General features: G+C 74.2%; 2 protein-coding genes. Both read left to right on the top strand.

Annotated elements, in window-relative coordinates; genetic code table 11:
- The first annotated feature begins 2 nt into the window (after window positions 1-2).
- Entirely contained in the window at window positions 3-9593 is a 9591-nt protein-coding gene (locus ACSMTC_RS02210; protein WP_436557912.1) for a type I polyketide synthase, read from the top strand.
- A 27-nt stretch (window positions 9594-9620) separates the two neighbouring features.
- Window positions 9621-21398: an SDR family NAD(P)-dependent oxidoreductase gene (locus tag ACSMTC_RS02205; RefSeq protein ID WP_436564574.1), complete on the top strand. Its 11778-nt coding sequence runs from the start codon at window positions 9621-9623 to the stop codon at window positions 21396-21398.
- Window positions 21399-21668: the final 270 nt, after the last annotated feature.

The raw sequence follows: 21668 nt of genomic DNA, 5'->3' as shown, positions 1-21668 counted from the left end.
ACATGCTGAACGAGGACAAGCTGCGCGACTACCTCAAGCGCGCCACCGCCGATCTGCGGAACACCCGCCGACGCCTGCGGGAGATGGAGGAGCGCGACCAGGAGCCGATCGCGATCGTCGGCATGGCCTGCCGCTACCCGGGCGGCGTCTCCTCGCCCGAGGAGCTGTGGCAGCTGGTCGCGGCAGGCGGCGACGCCATCAGCGGCTTCCCCGCCGACCGCGGCTGGGACGAGTCCTCGCTGATCGACGCCGACCCGGACGCCCAGGGCACCAGCTATGTCAACCAGGGCGGATTCCTGCATGACGCCAGCGAGTTCGACCCGGCGTTCTTCGGGATCTCACCGCGTGAGGCGCTCGCGATGGACCCGCAGCAGCGGCTGCTCCTGGAGACCTCCTGGGAGGCCTTCGAGCGGGCGGGCATCGACCCGACCACGCTCAAGGGCAGCCGGACCGGCATCTTCGCCGGCCTGATGTACCACGAGTACGCCAGCCGGCTCGGCGCGGTGCCCGAAGGAGTGGAGGGCCACCTGGGCACCGGCAGCTTCGGCAGCGTGGCCTCGGGCCGGGTGTCCTACACCTTCGGCCTTGAGGGCCCGGCGGTCACGGTGGACACCGCCTGCTCGTCCTCGCTGGTCGCGCTGCATCTGGCGGTCCAGGCGCTGCGCTCCGGCGAGTGCACCATGGCGCTGGCCGGCGGCGTCACGGTGATGGCGACCCCGGGCACCTTCGTGGAGTTCAGCCGCCAGCGCGGCCTGGCGACGGACGGGCGCTGCAAGGCGTTCTCGGACGACGCGGACGGCACCGGCTGGGGCGAGGGTGTCGGGATGCTGCTGGTGGAGCGGCTGTCGGATGCGCGGCGCAACGGGCACCCGGTGCTGGCGGTGGTGCGCGGCAGCGCGATCAACCAGGACGGTGCGTCGAACGGTCTGACGGCGCCGAACGGCCCGTCCCAGCAGCGTGTCATCCGGCAGGCCCTGGCGGCAACGTCCCTGACGCCGAGTCAGATCGACGTGGTCGAGGCACACGGCACGGGCACCACGCTGGGCGACCCGATCGAGGCGCAGGCCCTGTTGGCCACGTACGGTCAGGAGCGCGCGGCCGACCGTCCGCTGTGGCTGGGCTCGCTGAAGTCGAACATCGGTCACACCCAGGCGGCGGCGGGTGTCGGCGGCATCATCAAGATGGTGATGGCGATGCGGCACGGTGTGCTGCCGCAGACCCTGCACGTCGGCGAGCCGTCCACCCATGTGGACTGGTCGGCGGGTGCGGTGGAGCTGCTGACCGAGGCGCGGCCGTGGCCGGAGACGGGTGAGCCGCGTAGGGTGGGTGTGTCCTCGTTCGGGTTCAGCGGGACCAACGCGCATGTGGTCATCGAGCAGGCGCCGGAGGTGGCGTCCGACGAGGCGCCGGCGGTGCCGGTCGGTGAGCCGGTCGCGCCGGTGGTCGGTGCCTCGGTGGTGCCGTGGGTGGTGTCGGGCCGTGGCGAGGGGGCGCTGCGCGGGCAGGCGGCCCGGCTGCGGGCCTTCGTGGCCGGTGCGCCGGAGCCGGATGCGCTGGGCGTCGGGCGTTCGCTGGTGACCGGCCGTGCGGTGCTGGAGAACCGGGCCGTGGTGCTCGGCGGGGACATCGACGAACTCCGGCGCGGGCTGGACACCTTGACCGCCAGTGGAGTCGCGGCCGAGGTGATCGAGGGCGTGGCGACCGGGTCTGTGGGGAAGGTGGCGTTCGTCTTCCCGGGGCAGGGGTCGCAGTGGGCGGCGATGGGGGCTGGGCTGTGGGATGAGTCCGAGGTGTTCCGGTCGCGGATCGCCGAGTGTGCTGCGGCGTTGGCGCCGTTCACGGACTGGTCGTTGGAGGATGTGCTGCTCGGCCGTGCCGGTGAGGCGTGGCTGGAGCGGGTGGATGTGGTCCAGCCGGTGCTGTGGGCCGTGATGGTCTCGCTCGCCGAGGTGTGGCGTGCTGCGGGTGTCGAGCCGTCGGTGGTGGTCGGTCACTCGCAGGGTGAGATCGCGGCCGCTGTGGTGGCGGGTGCGTTGTCGCTGGAGGACGGCGCGCGTGTGGTGGCGCTGCGCAGCCGGGCCATCGCCGGTGGGCTTGCGGGTCGTGGCGGGATGGTCTCCGTCGCGCTGCCGGTGGAGCAGGTGCGTGAGCGGTTGACGGTGTGGGGTGAGGCGCGGATCTCGGTCGCGGCGGTGAACGGGCCGTCGTCGGTGGTGGTTTCGGGTGAGCCGGCCGCGCTGGATGAGCTGATCGCCTCGTGCGAGGCGGACGGTGTTCGCGCCCGCCGGGTGCCGGTGGATTACGCCTCGCACTCGGCGCAGGTGGAGTCGATCCGCAGTGAACTGCTGGATGTTCTGCAGGGCGTGACCCCGCGTGTGGGCCGGGTGCCGCTGCTGTCCACGGTGACCGGTGAGCTGGTCGACGGTTCGGGTATGGACGCCGAGTACTGGTACACCAACCTCCGTGCCACGGTGGAGTTCGCGGACGCGACGCGCGCACTGCTGGAGGACCACGGCGTCGGCACCTTCGTCGAGGTCAGCGCGCACCCCGTCCTGGTGACCGGCGTCCAGGAGACCGTGGAGGCGGCCGGCCGCGAGGCCGTGACCGTGGGGACCCTGCGCCGCAACGAGGGCGGCGCGCGCCGGATCCTGTCCTCCTTCGCCGAGGCCTGGGTGCGCGGTGTCGCGGTGGACTGGCAGGCCGCCGTCTTCACGGGTACCGACGCGGCGCCCGTGGACCTGCCCACCTACGCCTTCCAGCGCCGCCGCTACTGGCTGGACGCGCCGACCGCTCCCGCCGTCGAGCGCGACGCCGCCCTCGACCCGGTGGAGGCGGAGTTCTGGGCGGCCGTGGAGAGCGAGGACCTGGCCGCTCTGGCGGGATCGCTGGACCTGGCCGACGACGCCCCGCTGAGCGCCGTACTGCCCGCGCTGTCCTCGTGGCGGCGGCAGCGCCGTGAGCAGTCCACCGTGGACGGCTGGCGCTACCGGGTCACCTGGCAGCCGCTGGCCGACCTCCCCGCGCCCGCCCTCTCCGGCACCTGGCTGCTGGTGGTCCCGGCCGAGGACACCCCGTGGACGGCGGCCGTCGCCCAGGCCCTCGCCCGACACGGCGCGGAAGTCCGCCAACTGCCCTTCGCCGTCGCCGACCTGGACCGGGAGGCGCTGGCCGCGCGGCTGCGGACCGAGCAGGGCGAGGCGCCCGCCGGTGTCCTCTCGCTGCTGGGACTCGCCGAGCAGCGCTGCGCCGACCACCCGGCCGTTCCGTTCGGGATGGCGGGCTCGGTGCTGCTGCTCCAGGCACTGGCCGACGCCGGGTTCGAGACCCCGGTCTGGACCGCCACGCGCGGTGCCGTGGCGGTGAACCGCGCCGAGCGTCTGGCGAGCCCCGCGCAGTCTCTGGTCTGGGGTCTGGGGCGGGTCGCCGCCCTGGAGGACGCACCGCGCTGGGGCGGCCTGGTGGACCTTCCCGAGCGGGCGGACGAGCGTGCCCTGGAGCGGCTGGTCCGGGTCCTCGCCGGAACCGGCGGCGAGGACCAGCTCGCCGTACGCCCGTCCGGGGTGTTCGCCCGCCGCCTGGTGCACGCGCCCTCGGGGCCCGCGCCGGTGGAGAGCTGGCGGCCGAACGGCACCGTCCTGGTGACCGGCGGCACCGGCGCCCTGGGTGCTCATGTGGCCCGCTGGCTGGCCCGAAGCGGCGCCGAGCACCTGCTGCTCACCAGCCGGAGCGGCCCGGACGCGGAGGGTGCGCAGGAGCTGCGCGCGGAGCTGACCGCGCTCGGTACCGCCGTCACCATCACCTCCTGTGACGTGTCGGACCGAGCGGCACTCGCGGAACTCCTCGCCGGGATCCCGGCGGACCGGCCGCTCACCGCCGTGATGCACACCGCGGCGGTGCTGGACGACGCGGTGATCCAGGCCCTGACGGTCGACCAGCTGGAGCGGGTGCTCCGGGTCAAGGTGGACTCGGCCCTGCATCTGCACGAGTTGACGAAGCATCAGAAGCTTGAGGCGTTCGTACTCTTCTCCTCCTTCGCGGCCACCTTCGGTGCCCCCGGGCAGGGCAACTACGCGCCCGGCAACGCCTTCCTGGACGCCCTCGCCGAGCAGCGCCACGCCGACGGCCTGCCCGCCACCTCGGTGGCCTGGGGGCCGTGGGGCGAGGGCGGCATGGCCGAGGGCGGCATCGGCGACCGGATGCGCCGGCACGGCATCCTGGAGATGGCGCCCGACCTGGCGGTCACGGCGCTGCAGCAGGCCCTGGACCAGGGCGAGGCGGTGCTGACCGTCACCGACATCGACTGGCAGCGCTTCGCGCTCGCCTTCACCTCGGGCCGGACCAGGCCGCTGCTCTTCGAAATCCCCGAGGCCCAACGGGCCCTGGAGAGCGCAGGTGGAGCCGAGAACCAGGAGGCCGGCGGCGGTGCGCTCGCCGTGCGGCTGGCGGGAGCGTCACCCGCCGAGCGAGAGCGCGTTCTGCTGGACCTGGTCACCTCGCACGTCGCGGCCGCGCTCGGCTACCCGGGGCCGGAGGCGGTGGACACCGGCCGGGCGTTCAAGGAGCTCGGCTTCGACTCGCTGACCGCCGTCGAACTGCGCAACCGGCTCGGTGCCGCAGCCGGGATCAAGCTCCCGGCCACCCTGATCTACGACCACCCCAACTCCCTCGCGCTGGTACGCCACCTCGACGAGGAGCTCTCCGGTGCCGCGACCGGCGTCGCCGGTCCGGTCGTGGTGCGGGTGGCCGCCGACGAGCCGATCGCGATCGTCGGCATGAGCTGCCGCTTCCCCGGCGGCGTCCAGAGCCCCGAGGACCTCTGGCAGCTGCTGGTCGCCGGCGGTGACGCCCTGTCGGAGTTCCCCGCCGACCGTGGCTGGGACCTCGACACGGTGTTCAACGCGGACCCCGGCCACCAGGGCACCTCCTACATCCGGGAAGGCGGCTTCCTGCACGACGCCAGCCGCTTCGACGCCGCGTTCTTCGGTATCTCGCCGCGCGAGGCGCTGGCGATGGACCCGCAGCAGCGGCTGCTCCTGGAGACCTCCTGGGAGGCCGTCGAGCGGGCCGGGATCGATCCCACCGCACTGCGCGGCAGCCGTACCGGTGTCTTCGCGGGCACCAACGGCCAGGACTATCTGGGCCTGCTGGCCACGGCCGCGCACTCGGCGGAGGGCCATGTCGCCACCGGTACGGCGGCCAGCGTCGTCTCGGGCCGGGTCTCCTACCTCTTCGGGCTCGAAGGCCCGGCGATGACCGTGGACACCGCGTGCTCGGCCTCCCTGGTCGCGCTGCACCTGGCCGTGCAGTCGCTGCGCAACGGGGAGTGTGATCTGGCGCTGGCCGGCGGTGTCACGGTGATGTCCACACCGGGTACCTTCATCGAGTTCAGCCGGCAGCAGGGCCTCGCCTCGGACGGGCGCTGCAAGCCGTTCTCGGCCGCCGCCGACGGGTTCACCCCGTCCGAGGGCGTCGGGATGCTGCTGGTGGAGCGGCTGTCGGACGCGCGGCGCAACGGGCACCCGGTGCTGGCGGTGGTGCGTGGCAGCGCGATCAACCAGGACGGTGCGTCGAACGGTCTGACGGCGCCGAACGGCCCGTCCCAGCAGCGCGTCATCCGGCAGGCCCTGGCCGATGCCGGTCTGACGACAAGTCAGGTGGACGCGGTCGAGGCGCACGGCACCGGGACGAAGCTGGGCGACCCGATCGAGGCGCAGGCCCTGCTCGCCACCTATGGCCAGGGGCGCCCCGAGGACCGGCCGCTGCTGCTCGGCTCGGTGAAGTCCAACATCGGCCACGCGCAGGCCGCCGCCGGGCTCGCGGGTGTGATCAAGATGGTCGAGGCCCTGCGGCACGGCCTCCTGCCGGAGAGCATCCACCTCGACGAGCCCTCGCCGCATGTGGACTGGTCGGCGGGTGCGGTCTCGCTGCTGACCGAGGCGCGGCCGTGGCCGGAGACGGATGGGCCGCGTCGGGCGGGTGTGTCCTCGTTCGGGTTCAGCGGGACCAACGCGCATGTGATTCTCGAGCAGGCACCGGAGGAGTTGCCCGACGAGGCGCCGGCGGTGCCGGTCGGTGAGCCGGTCGCGCCGGTGGTCGGTGCCTCGGTGGTGCCGTGGGTGGTGTCGGGCCGGGGCGAAGGGGCGCTGCGCGGGCAGGCTGCCCGACTGCGGGCCTTCGTGGCCGGTGGGCCGGAGCCGGATGCGCTGGGCGTCGGGCGTTCGCTGGTGACCGGCCGTGCGGTGCTGGAGGACCGGGCCGTGGTGCTCGGCCGGGACGTCGCTGAACTCGGCCTCGCGCTGGGAGAGTTGGCGTCCGGTGAGCCGGGTGCGGGTGTGGTCCGGGGTGTGGCCGGTGCTGCGGGGAAGGTGGCGTTCGTCTTCCCGGGGCAGGGGTCGCAGTGGGCGGCGATGGCGGTGGAGCTTCTGGAGAGCTCGGTGGTGTTCGCGGAGCGGATGGGGGAGTGTGCGGCCGCGCTTGAGTCCCACACGGACTGGTCGCTGCTGGATGTCGTGCGTGGCGAGGGGGGTGAGGCGTGGCTGGAGCGGGTGGATGTGGTCCAGCCGGTGCTGTGGGCCGTGATGGTCTCGCTCGCCGAGGTGTGGCGTTCGGCTGGTGTTGAGCCTTCGGTGGTGATCGGTCACTCGCAGGGTGAGATCGCGGCCGCTGTGGTGGCGGGTGCGTTGTCGCTGGAGGACGGTGCGCGTGTGGTGGCGCTGCGCAGTCGGGCCATCGCCGGTGGGCTTGCGGGTCGTGGTGGGATGGTGTCGGTCGCGCTGCCGGTGGAGGCGGTGCGCGAGCGGCTGACGGTGTGGGGTGAGGCGCGGATCTCGGTCGCGGCGGTGAACGGGCCGTCGTCGGTGGTGGTTTCGGGTGAGCCGGCCGCGCTGGACGAGCTGATCGCCTCGTGCGAGGCGGACGGCGTCCGGGCTCGCCGGGTGCCGGTGGATTACGCCTCGCACTCGGCGCAGGTGGAGTCGATCCGTACCGAACTGCTGGATGTTCTGAAGGATGTGACCCCGCGTGCGGGTCGGGTGCCGCTGCTGTCCACGGTGACCGGTGAGCTGGTCGACGGTTCGGGTATGGACGCCGAGTACTGGTACACCAACCTCCGTGAGACCGTCCGGCTGCGGGAGGCCATCGAGGCCCTGCTGGCCGACGGGTACGGCACCTTCATCGAGGTCAGCCCGCACCCCGTCCTGGTGATGGCGGTGCAGGAGAGCATCGAGGCGACGAGCCGGGACGCGGTGGCCTTCGGGACACTCCGCCGCCAGGAAGGCGGCCCCCGCCGTCTGCTCACCTCGTTCGCCGAGGCCTGGGTGCGCGGTGTCGCGGTGGACTGGCAGGCCGCCGTCTTCGCCGGTACCGGTACCGCTCACACTGACCTGCCCACCTACGCCTTCCAGCGCCGCCGCTACTGGCCCGAGGCGGCCCAGGCCGACGATCTCGCGGCCGAGCACGGCAGCGACCCGGTGGAGGCGGAGTTCTGGGCGGCAGTCGAGAGCGAGGACCTGGCCGCGCTGACGGGATCGCTGGAACTGGCCGACGACGCCCCGCTGAGTGACGTACTGCCCGCGCTGTCCTCGTGGCGGCGGCACCGCCGTGAGCGGTCCACCGTGGACGGCTGGCGCTACCAGGTCACCTGGCGGCCGCTGGCCGACCTCCCCGCGCCCGCCCTCTCCGGCACCTGGGCCGTCGTGCTGCCCGAGCACCTCGCGGAGGACGCCTGGGCGGAGCAGCTCACCCGCACTCTCGGTCAGCGCGGCGCCGAGGTCAGGAAGCTCACCGTGCCCGCCGGGGACCTGGACCGCGCCGCCCTGGGCGAGCTGGTCCACAAGCAGCTGGACGACGTGGTCGAGCCGGCCGGGGTGCTGTCGCTGCTCGCACTGGACGAGCGGCCGCACCCGGACCACCCGGGCCTGCCGTCCGGCCTGGCGGGTACCGTCGCGCTGGTCCAGGCGCTCGGTGACGCCGGGTTCGAGGCGCCGCTGTGGTGCGCCACGCGCGGTGCCGTGGCGGTGAACCGTGGCGAGCGGCCCACCGGCTTCACGCAGTCGCTGGTCTGGGGCCTCGGCCGGGTGGCCGCCCTGGAGCAGCCGCAGCGCTGGGGCGGCCTGGTGGACCTCCCCGAGCAGGCGGACGAGCGGGTACTGGACCGACTGGTCGCCGTGCTGACCGGAGCCGGGACCGAGGACCAGCTCGCCGTACGCGCCTCCGGCGCCTTCGCCCGCCGCCTGGTGCACGCGCCCTCGGGGCTCGCGCCGGTGGAGAGCTGGCGGCCGAACGGCACCGTCCTGGTGACCGGCGGCACCGGCGCCCTGGGTGCTCATGTGGCCCGCTGGCTGGCCCGAAGCGGCGCCGAGCACCTGCTGCTCACCAGCCGGAGCGGCCCGGACGCCGAGGGCGCGCGGGAGCTGCGCGCGGAACTGACCGCCCTCGGTGCCGCCGTCACCATCGCCGCCTGCGACGCGGCCGACCGCGACGCCCTCGCGACACTGCTCGCCGAGCACCGCCTGACCGCGGTCGTGCACACCGCCGGTGTCCTGGACGACGGTGTACTCGACCAGCTGACCCCGGACCGGATCGCGACCGTCTGCCGTCCCAAGGTGGACGCGGTGCGCAATCTGCACGAACTGACGATCAATCAGGACCTCGACGCGTTCGTGCTGTTCTCCGGTATCGCGGGTACGCTGGGCGACCCCGGGCAGGGCAACTACGCGGCCGCCAACGCCTTCCTGGACGCCTTCGCCGAGTACCGCAGGGCCGAGGGCCTGCCCGCGACCTCCGTCGCCTGGGGCCGCTGGGGCGAGAGCGGAATGGCCGCCCACGGCGCGATCGGCGACCGGCTGGACCGCGCCGGACTGCCGGGCATGGCCCCCGAGTCGGCGATCGCCGCCCTCCAGCAGGCGCTGGACCTGGGCGACACCGTGATCACGGTCGCCGACATCGTCTGGGAGCGCTTCGCGCCGGGCTTCACGGCCGTCCGCGCCTCCGCGCTGCTGGACGAGCTGCCCGCCGTCCGCCGGACCACGGTGGCCGCCGAGGCCGCCGCGCCCGCCGCCACCGACGCCTCGGACCTGCGGCAGCGGCTGGCCCGGATGGCCGAACCGGAGCGCGAGCAGACGGTGCTGGACCTGGTGCGGGCCCACGCGGCGGCGGCGCTCGGGCATGCGACGGTGGACGAGGTGGGCGCGAGCCGGGCCTTCAAGGAGCTCGGCCTCGACTCGCTGACCGCCCTGGAGCTGCGCAACCGCCTGGGCGCCGCGACCGGACTGCGCCTCCCGGCGACGCTGGTGTTCGACTTCCCGACCCCGGCCGAGCTGGCCGCCCGCCTCCGGGCGGACCTGCTGCCCGACGACGGCGGGCCGGGCGGGGCCTCGCTCGCCGACCTCGACCGCCTGGAGGCGGCGCTGTCGACGGTCGCCGAGGACGAGGACACCCGCGCGGACGTCGCCGCCCGGCTCCAGGCCCTGCTGGCCCGGTGGAGCGGTACCCCGCGCGAGGCGGCGGCCGAGGCCGAGGTCACCGACAAGCTGCAGTCCGCCTCGGCCGACGAGGTGTTCGCCTTCATCGACCAGGAGCTGGGCCTCTCCTGACCGGCCGCCGGCAGCGGCCACCCGGACATCGCTCCGCCCGCAACTACTCGCAGTCATCGACATTTTGGTGAGGTTCCAACAGTGGATCAGGAAAAGCTCCTCGACTATCTGAAGCGCGTGACGGCGGATCTGCACCAGACCCGCCAGCGGCTGCGCGAGGCCGAGGCGGGGGACTCCGAGCCGATCGCCCTGGTGTCGATGAGCTGCCGGTTCGCGGGCGGGGTGAACTCCCCCGAGGAGCTGTGGCAGCTGGTGGCCGAGGGCCGGGACGCGATCGGCGACTTCCCCACCGACCGGGGCTGGGACATCGCCTCGCTCTTCGACGAGGACCCGGACCGGCAGGGCACCAGCCACACCCGGCAGGGCGGCTTCCTTTACGGCGCACCGGAGTTCGACGCCGCGTTCTTCGGCATCTCGCCGCGCGAGACGCTCGGCATGGACCCGCAGCAGCGACTGCTGCTCGAGGCGTCCTGGGAGGTGCTGGAGCGGGCGGGGATCGACCCGACCTCGCTCAAGGGAAGCCGGACCGGCGTCTTCGCCGGTACCAACGGCCAGGACTACGGCGATCTGCTGTTCGACGTCCCCGAGGGCGTGGAGGGCTACACCCTCACCGGCAACTCGGCGGCCGTGCTCTCGGGCCGGGTGTCCTACACCTTCGGCCTCGAGGGCCCGGCGGTCACCGTGGACACCGCCTGCTCCTCCTCGCTGGTCGCGCTGCACCTCGCCGTGCAGGCACTGCGCCAGCGGGAGTGCTCGCTGGCACTGGCCGGCGGTGTCACGGTGATGTCCAGCCCCCGGGCGTTCGTCCAGTTCAGCCGGCAGCGCGGGCTGGCCGCCGACGGCCGCTGCAAGTCCTTCGCCGCCGCCGCCGACGGCACCGGCTGGGGCGAGGGCGTCGGCATGCTGCTGCTGGAGCGGCTCTCCGACGCCCAGCGCAACGGCCATGAGGTGCTGGCCGTGATCCGGGGCTCGGCGGTCAACCAGGACGGCGCTTCCAACGGCCTCACCGCCCCCAACGGCCCCTCCCAGCAGCGGGTCATCCGCCAGGCGCTGGCCAACGCCGGCCTGACCCCCGCCCAGGTGGACGTGGTCGAGGCGCACGGCACCGGTACGGTCCTCGGCGACCCGATCGAGGCGCAGGCGCTGCTCGCCACCTACGGTCTGGAGCGCCCGCAGGAGAGGCCGCTGTGGCTGGGCTCGGTGAAGTCCAACCTCGGCCACACCCAGGCCGCCGCCGGGGTCGCCGGCATCATCAAGATGGTGCAGGCGATGCGGCACGGCGTCCTGCCGAAGACCCTGCACGTGGACCAGCCCTCGCCGCACGTGGACTGGTCCGCCGGCGGCGTCGCCCTGCTGGAGGAGGCCCGGCCGTGGCCGGAGACCGGAGAGCCGCGCCGCGCGGGTGTCTCCTCCTTCGGCGTCAGCGGCACCAACGCCCACACCATCATCGAGCAGGCCCCCGCGCCCGTGGCCGGCACCCCGGAGCAGCCGCCCGCCGCCGGGCTGCTGCCGCACCTGGTCTCGGGCCGGACCGCCGCGGCGCTGCGAGCCCAGGCCGCCCGGCTGCGCGCCCACCTGGACACCGTCCCCGAACTCGCCCAGGCCGACCTGGCCCACTCACTGGCCACCACCCGGGCCGCCCTCGACCACCGCGCCGTGGTCCTGGCCGCCGACCGGGCCGAGCTGCTGGCCGGACTGGACGCCCTCGCCGCCGGTGAGAGCGCCCCCCAGCTGGTGCAGGGCGTCGCCGCCGCCGAGGGCCGGACCGCCGTCCTGTTCACCGGGCAGGGCAGCCAGCGGGCCGGCATGGGCAAGGAGCTGTACCAGGCCTTCCCGGTCTTCGCCGCCGCGTTCGACTCGGTGTGCGCCGAGTTCGACGCGCACCTGGAACGCCCGCTGCGCGAGGTGGTGTTCACCGGCGAGGAACTCGACCGGACCGGCTACACCCAGCCCGCGCTGTTCGCGATCGAGGTGGCGCTGTTCCGCCTGGCCGAGTCGTGGGGCGTACGCCCCGACTTCCTGGCCGGACACTCCATCGGCGAACTGGCCGCCGCCCACGTCGCCGGTGTCTGGTCGCTCGCGGACGCGGCCGCCCTGGTCGCCGCACGCGGCCGCCTGATGCAGCAACTGCCCGACGGCGGCGCGATGGTGGCGGTCGAGGCCACCGAGGACGAGGTGCTGCCGCTGCTCACCGGGCAGCTCGGGATCGCGGCGGTCAACGGGCCCACCGCCGTGGTGCTCTCCGGCGCCGAGGACGAAGTCCTCGCGGCCGCCCGGCACTTCGAGGAGCTCGGCCGCAAGACCCGGCGCCTCACCGTCAGCCACGCCTTCCACTCACCGCTGATGGACGGCATGCTGGACGACTTCCGCAAGGTCGCCGAGGGCCTGGACTACCAGCCCGCGCGCCTGCCGATCGTCTCCACCGTCACCGGCACCTCGCTGTCCACCGAGGAACTGGGCTCACCCGACTACTGGGTGCGCCACGTCCGCGAAACCGTCCGCTTCCTCGACGCGGTCCGCAGGCTCGACGACAGCGGCGTCACCACCTACCTGGAGCTCGGCCCGGACGGCGTCCTCACCGCGATGGCCCAGCACTGCCTCGCCGAGGACAGGGACGAGGCCGCCCTGGTGCCCGCGCTGCGCGCCGGCCGCCCCGAGGCGCAGTCCCTGCTGGCCGCGCTCGCCCGGATCCACGTCCACGGCGCCACGCCCGACTGGCAGGCCGTGGCCGCCGGCTGGGGCGGCAGCCGGGTCGCCCTGCCCACCTACGCCTTCCAGCGCCGCCGCCACTGGCCCGAGCCGCCGACCGGCTGGCTCGGCGACCTCACCTCCGCCGGACTCGGTGCCGCCGACCACCCGCTGCTCGGCGCCGCCCTCGCGCTCGCCGACGCCGACGGCGTCCTGTTCACCGGGCTGCTCTCGCTGCAGACCCACCCCTGGCTCGCCGACCACGCCGTCATGGGCACCGTCCTGCTGCCCGGTACCGCCTTCGTCGAGCTCGCCATCCGGGCCGGCGACCACGTGGGCTGCCACCGGCTCGCCGAGCTGACCCTCCAGGCCCCGCTGGTACTGCCCGAGCACGGCGCCGTCCAGCTCCAGCTCGCCGTCGGCGAGGCCGACGCCACCGGCAGCCGCACCTTCACCCTGCACTCCCGCCCGGAACCCGAGGACACCGCTACCGGCGCGGCCCTCACCACCGAGCACGCCTGGACCAGGCACGCCACCGGAACCCTCACCACCACGGCCGACCGCACCGGCGAGCGGCTCGGAACGGACAGCTGGCCGCCGGCCGGTGCCGTCCCGGTCGAGACCGAGGGCCTGTACGACTACCTGGCCGAGGCCGGGTTCGGGTACGGGCCGGTCTTCCAGGGACTGCACGCGGCCTGGCAGTCGGGCGACGAGATCCTCGCCGAGGTCCGACTGCCCGAGCAGACCAAGGCCGACGCCCACCGGTTCGGCCTGCATCCCGCGCTGCTCGACGCCGCCCTGCACGGCGTCGGCATGGGCACCCTGCTGCGGCCCAGCGAGTCCGGGCGGCTCCCGTTCGCCTGGAGCGGCGTCACCCTGCACGCCTCGGGCGCCGACACCCTGCGGGTCCGGCTCTCCCCGGCCGGTGAGGACGCCGTCAGCGTCACCGTCGCGGACACCACCGGCGCACCCGTCGCCACCGTAGAGAAGCTGCTGCTGCGCCCGGTCTCGGCGGCCCAGGTGCAGGCCGCGCGGGCGGCACACCACGAGTCGCTGTTCACCGTGGAGTGGCAGCCCGCGCCCGCCACCGGCGCCCACGCCTCCTTCGACCGCTGGGCGCTGCTCGGCGAGGACGCCCTCGGCCTCGGCCTTCCCGGCCACACCGACCGTGCGGCGTCCGTCGACACCGTACTGACCGTGATCCCCACCGAGCCCGGCGAGGGCGCCGAGGCCGCGCACACGGCGGTACGGCGGGCACTGGCCCTGGTGCAGCAGTGGCTGGCCGACGACCGGTTCGCCGACGCCCGCCTGGTCCTGGCCACCCGGGGCGCGATGGCCGTCACCCCCGGCGAGGACGTGGCCGACCTCGGCGCCGCCGCCGTCTGGGGCCTGGTCCGCTCCGCGCAGTCCGAGCACCCGGGACGCCTGGTCCTGGTGGACCTCGACGGCGACGAGCTCTCCACCCGGGCCCTCCCGGCCGCCGTCGCGGACGGCGAACCGCAGCTCGCGCTGCGGGCCGGCGCGGTCCACGTCCCCCGGCTCACCCGGGTCACCGCCGCCGACGCTCAGGCCCCGGCGTTCGCGCCGGACCCGCAGGGCACGGTGCTGGTCACCGGCGCCACCGGAACCCTCGGCGCCCTGGTCGCGCGCCACCTGGTCACCACGCACGGCGTACGGAAGCTGCTGCTGGTCTCCCGCCGGGGCCTCGAAGCCGCGGGAGCCGGCGAGCTGGTCGCCGAACTCACCGAGTCCGGTGCCGAGGTGACCCTCGCCTCCTGCGACGTCGCCGACCGTGAGGCCCTCGCGGCCCTGCTCGCCGAGCACCGCCTGACCGCGGTCGTGCACACCGCGGGCGTCCTGGACGACGGAGTCGTCTCCTCGCTCACCCCCGAGCGCGTCAACACCGTGCTGCGCCCGAAGGCGGACGCGGCCTGGTACCTGCACGAACTGACGAAGCATCAGGAACTGTCCGCCTTCGTCCTGTTCTCCGCCGCCGCCGGCACCCTCGGCGGACCCGGCCAGGCCAACTATGCCGCCGCCAACGCCTTCCTGGACGCCCTCGCCCACCACCGCCGCGCCGCGGGTCTGCCCGCGACCGCGCTGGCCTGGGGGCTGTGGGCCGAACGCAGCGGCATGACCGGCACCCTGGACACCGCCGACCTCGACCGCATCACCCGGGCCGGTGTCGCCGCGCTCACCTCCGGCGAAGGCCTGTCCCTGCTGGACACCGCGACCGCCCTCGGCGGCGCGGCCTACGTCCCGATGCGGCTCGACCTCGCCGCGCTGCGCGGCCAGGCCGCCTCCCCGGCACTGCCCGCCCTGCTCAGGGGACTGGTCCGGGGGCCCGCCCGGCGCAGCGCACAGGCGGCCGGGGCCACCGATGACTCCTTCGCCCAGCAGCTGGCCGCCGTTCCGGCCGCCGAACGGGCGAAGGCGCTGCTCGCACTGGTCACGGCACACGTCGCCGGAGTGCTCGGCCACGCCGGAGCGGACGCCATCGAGCCCCAACTGGCCTTCAAGGAACTGGGCTTCGACTCGCTGACCGCCGTCGAGCTGCGCAACCGCCTGGGCGCCGCGACCGGTCTGCGGCTGCCCGCGACGCTGGTCTTCGACTACCCGACCCCGGCCGCGCTGGCCGAACAGCTGGGCGGCGAACTGACGGGCGCCGTCGAGGCGGTGGCCACCGTGGCCACCACGGCCACCGACGAGGACGACCCGATCGCCATCATCGGCATGGCCTGCCGCTACCCGGGCGGAGTGACCTCGCCCGAGGACCTGTGGCGGCTGGTGTCCGAGGGCGGCGACGGTGTCTCCGCCTTCCCCGCCGACCGCGGCTGGAACCTGGACGCGCTCTACGACCCCGACCCCGAGCGCCAGGGCACCTCGTACGCGCGGCAGGGCGGCTTCCTGCACGACGGCAGCGCCTTCGACCCCGCCTTCTTCGGCATCAACCCGCGCGAGGCGCTCGCCATGGACCCGCAGCAGCGACTGCTGCTCGAGGCGTCCTGGGAGGCGTTCGAGCGGGCCGGCATCGACCCCACCAGCCTGCGCGGCAGCCGCACCGGCGTCTTCGCGGGCGTGATGTACCACGACTACGTCTCCCGGCTGCCCGCCATCCCCGAGGGCGTCGAGGGCTACCTCGGCACCGGAAGCTCCGGCAGCGTGGCCTCGGGCCGGGTGTCCTACACCTTCGGCCTGGAAGGGCCGGCGGTCACGGTCGACACCGCCTGCTCCTCCTCGCTGGTCGCCCTGCACCTGGCGAGCCAGGCGCTGCGCTCCGGTGAGTGCACGCTGGCGCTGGCCGGCGGCGTCACGGTGATGTCCACGCCGGACACCTTCGTGGACTTCAGCCGGCAGCGCGGACTGGCCGCCGACGGCCGCTGCAAGTCCTTCTCCGCCGACGCGGACGGGACCAGCTGGGCCGAGGGCGTGGGCATGCTGCTGGTCGAGCGGCTGTCCGACGCGCGCCGCAACGGCCACCCGGTGCTGGCCCTCGTACGCGGTACGGCGGTCAACCAGGACGGTGCGTCCAACGGTCTGACGGCGCCGAACGGTCCGTCGCAGCAGCGGGTGATCCGGCAGGCCCTGGCCAACGCCGGGCTGTCGGCCGACCAGGTGGACGCGGTCGAGGCCCATGGGACCGGTACGACGCTCGGCGACCCGATCGAGGCGCAGGCGCTGCTCGCCACCTACGGGCAGGAGCACTCGGAGGACCGGCCGCTCTGGCTGGGTTCGATCAAGTCCAATCTGGGCCACACGCAGGCGGCCGCCGGTGCGGCGGGTGTGATCAAGATGGTGATGGCGATGCGGCACGGTGTGCTGCCGCAGACGCTGCACATCAGCGAGCCGTCCCCGCACGTGGACTGGTCGGCGGGCGCGGTGGAGCTGCTCACCGAGTCCCGCTCCTGGCCGGAGAGCGGCCGTCCGCGCCGGGCGGGTGTGTCGTCCTTCGGCGTCAGCGGTACCAATGCCCACGCGATCATCGAGCAGGCGCCGGCGCAGGCGGCCGAGGAGGACCGGGCCGAGGCCGGATCCGGCGTCGTGCCGTGGGTGCTGTCCGCGAAGACCCGGGAGGCCCTGAGCGCCCAGGCGGCCAAGCTGCACGAGTATCTGACCTACCGTCATATCGATGCCACCGACATCGGCTGGTCGCTGGCCACCACCCGCGCGGGCCTCGAACAGCGTGCCGCCGTGGTCGGCGACGACACGGTCGAGCTGCTGCGCGGCCTGGAGGCCCTGGCGCGCGGAGAGTCGGCAGGCAGCCTGGTGGAGGGGCTGACGGCGGGCGGCTCCGGCCGGACGGCGTTCCTGTTCACCGGGCAGGGGAGCCAGCGGGCCGGGATGGGCGCCGAGTTGTACAAGGCGTTCCCGGTGTTCGCCGAGGCCTTCGACGCGGTCTGCGCTGAGCTGGACCGGCATCTGGAGCGTCCGCTGCGCGAGGTGGTCTTCGGCGGCGAGGAGCTGGATCAGACCGCCTACACCCAGCCGGCGCTGTTCGCGATCGAGGTGGCGCTGTTCCGGCTGGCCGAGGCGTGGGGCCTGCGGCCGGACTTCCTGGCCGGCCATTCGATCGGTGAGATCGCCGCCGCGCACGTGGCGGGTGTGCTGTCGCTCGGCGACGCCGGTGCTCTGGTGGCCGCTCGTGGCCGTCTGATGCAGGCGCTGCCGGTTGGTGGTGCGATGGTGGCGGTGCAGGCCTCGGAGGATGAGGTTCTGCCGTTCGTCACAGGTGAGTTGGGGATCGCGGCGGTCAACGGGCCGACCTCGGTGGTGATTTCCGGTGCCGAGTCGGCGGTGCTGGCGGCAGCGGAGCAGCTGGCGGCCCAGGGTCGCAAGACCAAGCGGCTGACGGTGAGCCACGCCTTCCACTCGCCGCTGATGGAGCCGATGCTCACCGAGTTCCGTACGGTCGTCGAAGGTCTGACCTTCAACGAGCCCCGCATCCCGATCGTCTCCACCCTGACCGGAGACCTCACCGACGAGATCCGCACCCCCGAGTACTGGGTCCGCCACGTCCGCGAGGCCGTGCGGTTCTGCGACGCGATGCGGACCCTGGAGCGCGAAGGCATCCGCACCTACCTGGAGCTGGGCCCCGACGGGGTGCTCTCCGCGATGGGCCAGGAGTGCGTCGAGGGAGCGGTGTTCGCACCCGTCCTGCGCCGCGACCGGCCCGAGGCCCGGAGCTTCACCGCTGCCCTGGCCCAGGCCCACGTCCGGGGGGCCGCGCTCGACTGGCAGGCCGTCTTCACGGGCACCGGCGCCCGGCGCGTCGACCTGCCCACCTACGCCTTCCAGCGTGAGCGCTACTGGCTGGAGGCACCCGCCCTGTGGGCCGCCGACGTGGCCTCCGCCGGGCTGGTCGCCCCCGGGCACCCGCTGCTCGGTGCCGCCGCCCCGCTGGCGGAGTCCGACGGCTGCCTGTTCACCGGGCGGCTCGGCCTGCACACCCACCCGTGGCTGGCCGACCACGCGGTCTCGGGCACCGTACTGCTTCCGGGCACCGCCTTCGTCGAACTCGCGATCAGGGCCGGCGACCAGGTCGGCTGCGACCGGCTGGAGGAACTCACCCTGGAGGCACCGCTCGTCCTCCCGGAGACCGGCGCCATCCGTTTCCAGCTGTCGGTGAACCCGGCGGACGAGGGCGGCACCCGGCCGTTCGCGCTGTACTCCCGCGCCGAGGACGCCGACCCCGACGAGCCGTGGACCAGGCACGCCAGCGGCGCACTCGCCACCGGCGACCCGGGTACGGAGCCCGTCGACCTCACCGTCTGGCCGCCCGCCGACGCCACGGCCGTCGAGGTCACCGGACTGTACGAGCGCCTGGCCGGCGGCGGATTCGCCTACGGCCCCACCTTCCAGGGCCTGACGGCCGGCTGGCGGCGCGGCGAGGAGGTCTTCGCCGAGGTCGTCCTGCCGCAGCACGCCGAGTCGGACGGCAGCATGTTCGGCCTCCACCCCGCACTGCTGGACGCCGCGCTGCACGGCACCTTCCTCCAGGAGACGGGCGCCGAGCAGGGCCGCCTGCCGTTCGCCTGGAGCGGTGTCACCCTGCACGCTACCGGCGCCACCGCCCTCAGGGTCCGGATCACCCCGCAGGGGGCGGACTCGGTCGCGCTCGCGATCGCCGACACCACCGGCGCACCGGTGGCCACGGTGGAGTCCCTGGTACTGCGCCCGGTCGCCACCGAGCAGCTGCGCGGCGCCCGCAGCGCCCACCACGAATCGCTGTTCGAGGTCGAGTGGGCCGAGCTCCCGGCGACGACGGACGCCACGGCCGGCCGCTGGGCCGTGCTCGAAGGCGGCGAGCTGTCCACGGAGCTCCGCAAGGCGGGCATCGAGACCGAGGAGTACGCCGACCTGGCCGCACTGGCCGCAGCCGTCGCCTCCGGTACGCCCGTCCCGGACACGGTGCTCGTGCCGTTCGCTCCGGCTGCGCGGACCACCGCCGACGCCGTACGCGCCGCCACCCACCGTGCCCTGGCACTCGCCCAGTCCTGGCTCGCCGACGGCTCGTTCGCCGACGCGCGCCTGGTCCTGGTGACCCGGGGAGCCGTGGCGGCGGCCGCCGGTGAGGAGCTCGCCGATCTGTCCCAGGCCTCGGTCTGGGGTCTGATCAGGTCGGCCCAGTCCGAGAACCCGGACCGCTTCGTCCTGCTCGACCTGGACGCCGCCGGGTCCTCGATCGCGGCCGTCCCCGGGGCCCTGGCCTCGGCCGAGACGGAACTGGCGGTCCGCCAGGGCGTCTGCCACGCCGCCCGCCTGGCCAGGATCCCCACCGACGCCGCTCTCACCCCGCCCGAGAACGCGGTCGCCTGGCGGCTGGGCATCCCCGTCAAGGGCACGCTGGAGAACCTCCGGCTGATCGAGTTCCCGGCCGCCGTGGCACCGCTCGACCCCGGACACATCCGGATCGGCGTCCGCGCCACCGGGCTCAACTTCCGCGACGTGCTCAACGCGCTGGGCATGTACCCGGGCAACGCCGGACTGCTCGGTCTCGAAGGCGCCGGCGTGGTCCTGGAGGTCGGCCCCGGAGTCACCGACCTCGCCGTCGGCGACCGGGTGTTCGGCATGCTCTCCGGCGGCTTCGCCCCGGTCACGGTCACCGACCGGCGCATGGTCACCCGGATGCCCGAGGACTGGACCTTCGCCCAGGCCGCGTCCGTCCCGGTGGTGTTCCTCACCGCCTACTACGCCCTGGTCGACCTCGCCGGCCTGAAGGCCGGCGAGTCGATCCTGGTGCACGCGGCCGCCGGTGGCGTCGGCATGGCCGCCGCCCAGCTCGCCCGCCACCTCGGCGCCGAGGTGTACGGCACGGCCAGCCCGGGCAAGTGGGGCACGCTGCACGGCCTCGGCCTGGACGACCGGCACATCGCCTCCTCCCGTGACCTGGACTTCGAACCGAAGTTCCTCGCCGCCACCGCGGGCCGGGGCGTGGACGTCGTCCTCGACTCGCTCGCCCGGGAGTTCGTCGACGCCTCACTGCGCCTGCTGCCGGGCGGCGGACGCTTCATCGAGATGGGCAAGACCGACGTCCGCGACCCCGGGCAGGTCGCGGCCGAGCACCCCGGCGTCCGCTACCGGGCCTTCGACCTGATCGAGGCCGGTCCGGACCGGATCAACGAGATGCTCACCGCCGTGATCGACCTGTTCCGGCAGGGGGCGCTCCAGCACCTCCCGGTCACCAGCTGGGACATCCGGCGCGCACCGGAGGCCTTCCGCTTCGTCAGCCAGGCCAGGCACATCGGCAAGGTGGTCATCACCGTCCCCGCCCCGCTCGACCCGGACGGCACCGTCCTGGTCACCGGTGCCACCGGGACCCTCGGCGCCCTGGTCGCGCGCCACCTGGTCACCGAGCACGGTGCCCGCCGCCTGCTGCTCACCAGCCGGCGCGGACTCCAGGCCCCCGGAGCCCCCGAACTCGCCAGCGAGCTGGAGGAGTTGGGAGCCGAGGTCACCGTCGCGGCCTGCGACGCCGCCGACCGCGAGGCCCTCGCCGCGCTGCTCGGGGACCTCGAACACCCGCTCACCGCGGTGGTGCACACCGCCGGAGTGATCGACGACGGCGTGGTGGCCTCGCTCACCCCCGACCGTGTCGACACCGTGCTGCGGCCCAAGGTGGACGCCGCCCTCAACCTGCACGAGCTCACCGCCTCCGCCGACCTCGCGGCGTTCGTCCTCTTCTCCTCCGTCGCCGGCACCTTCGGCGGCGCCGGACAGGGCAACTACGCGGCCGCCAACGCCTTCCTCGACGCACTGGCCAGGCAGCGCGGCGCGTCCGGCCTCCCCGGCCTCTCGCTGGCCTGGGGCCTGTGGGCGGAGAGCAGCGGTATGACCGGCACCCTGTCGGAGGCCGACCTCCAGCGGATGGCCCGGGGCGGCATCACCCCGCTCGCCTCCGCCCAGGGGCTGGCCCTGCTGGACACCGCCGCCACCGTCGGCCGGCCCGCCCTCGCCCCGATGGGCCTGGACGTCGCCGGGCTGCGCGACCACGCCGACCCCGCCGCCGTCCCGCCGCTGCTGCGCGGCCTGGTGCGCACCCCCGCGCGCCGCGCCGTGCGAGCGGCGGCCACCGGGGCGGCGGAGGGGCCGAGCCTGGAGCAGCGGCTGGCCGGACTGGGGGAGGAGGACCGCCGAGGGCTCCTGCTGGAGCTGGTCCGCACCCAGGTCGCGGCCGTGCTCGGACACTCCGGACCGGAGGCCGTCGAACCCGAACGGGCCTTCAAGGAGCTCGGGTTCGACTCCCTCACCGGCGTCGAGCTGCGGAACCGGATGAACGCGGCCACCGGGCTGCGGCTCTCCGCGACCCTGGTCTTCGACCACCCGACCCCCGCCGCCCTCGCCGAGCTGCTGCTCACCGAGACCGCACCGGTCGCCGGGGAGCCGCTGCTGACCGAACTCGACCGCCTGGAGGCCGCGTTCGACACCGCTCCGATGCCGGACGGGGAGGCCCGTACCGCGCTGGCGGCCAGGCTCCAGGCCCTGCTCGGCCGGCTCTCCGGTACCGGAACCGAGCCGGCGGCTCCGGCCGTCGACACCGAGCAGCTCAAGGCCGCCTCGGACGAGGAGCTGTTCGCCTTCATCCACGAGCAGCTCGGCCGCTCGCAGGGCGACAGCTGACCGGTCGCCGCCTCGCAGCGGGTGCGGCCCCGGCCGGGATGCCATCGGCGTCCCGGCCGGGGCCGGCCGTCGTAAGGGGTGGGGCAATTTCCTTTCCGGCTATTACCGATCAGGTGGCCCCTAGGGGCCGGATAGGGGTTGAGGGCCGATCAGGCCGAACCATAATCTCGGATCGCGAATTGCAATAGGCGATCTTGGCGAAGCTCCTGGTGCCCGAAGTTGCCGACAACTTCGCCCAGGGGCTTTCCCGCATGTCGTCGGCGTTTGCCG

Origin of the sequence: Kitasatospora sp. HPM-01-4 (assembly GCF_051374625.1) — a bacterium.
Classification (GTDB): domain Bacteria; phylum Actinomycetota; class Actinomycetes; order Streptomycetales; family Streptomycetaceae; genus Kitasatospora.
The sequence above is the reverse complement of the archived record's forward strand: the minus strand, read 5'-3'. Positions and strand labels throughout refer to the sequence as shown.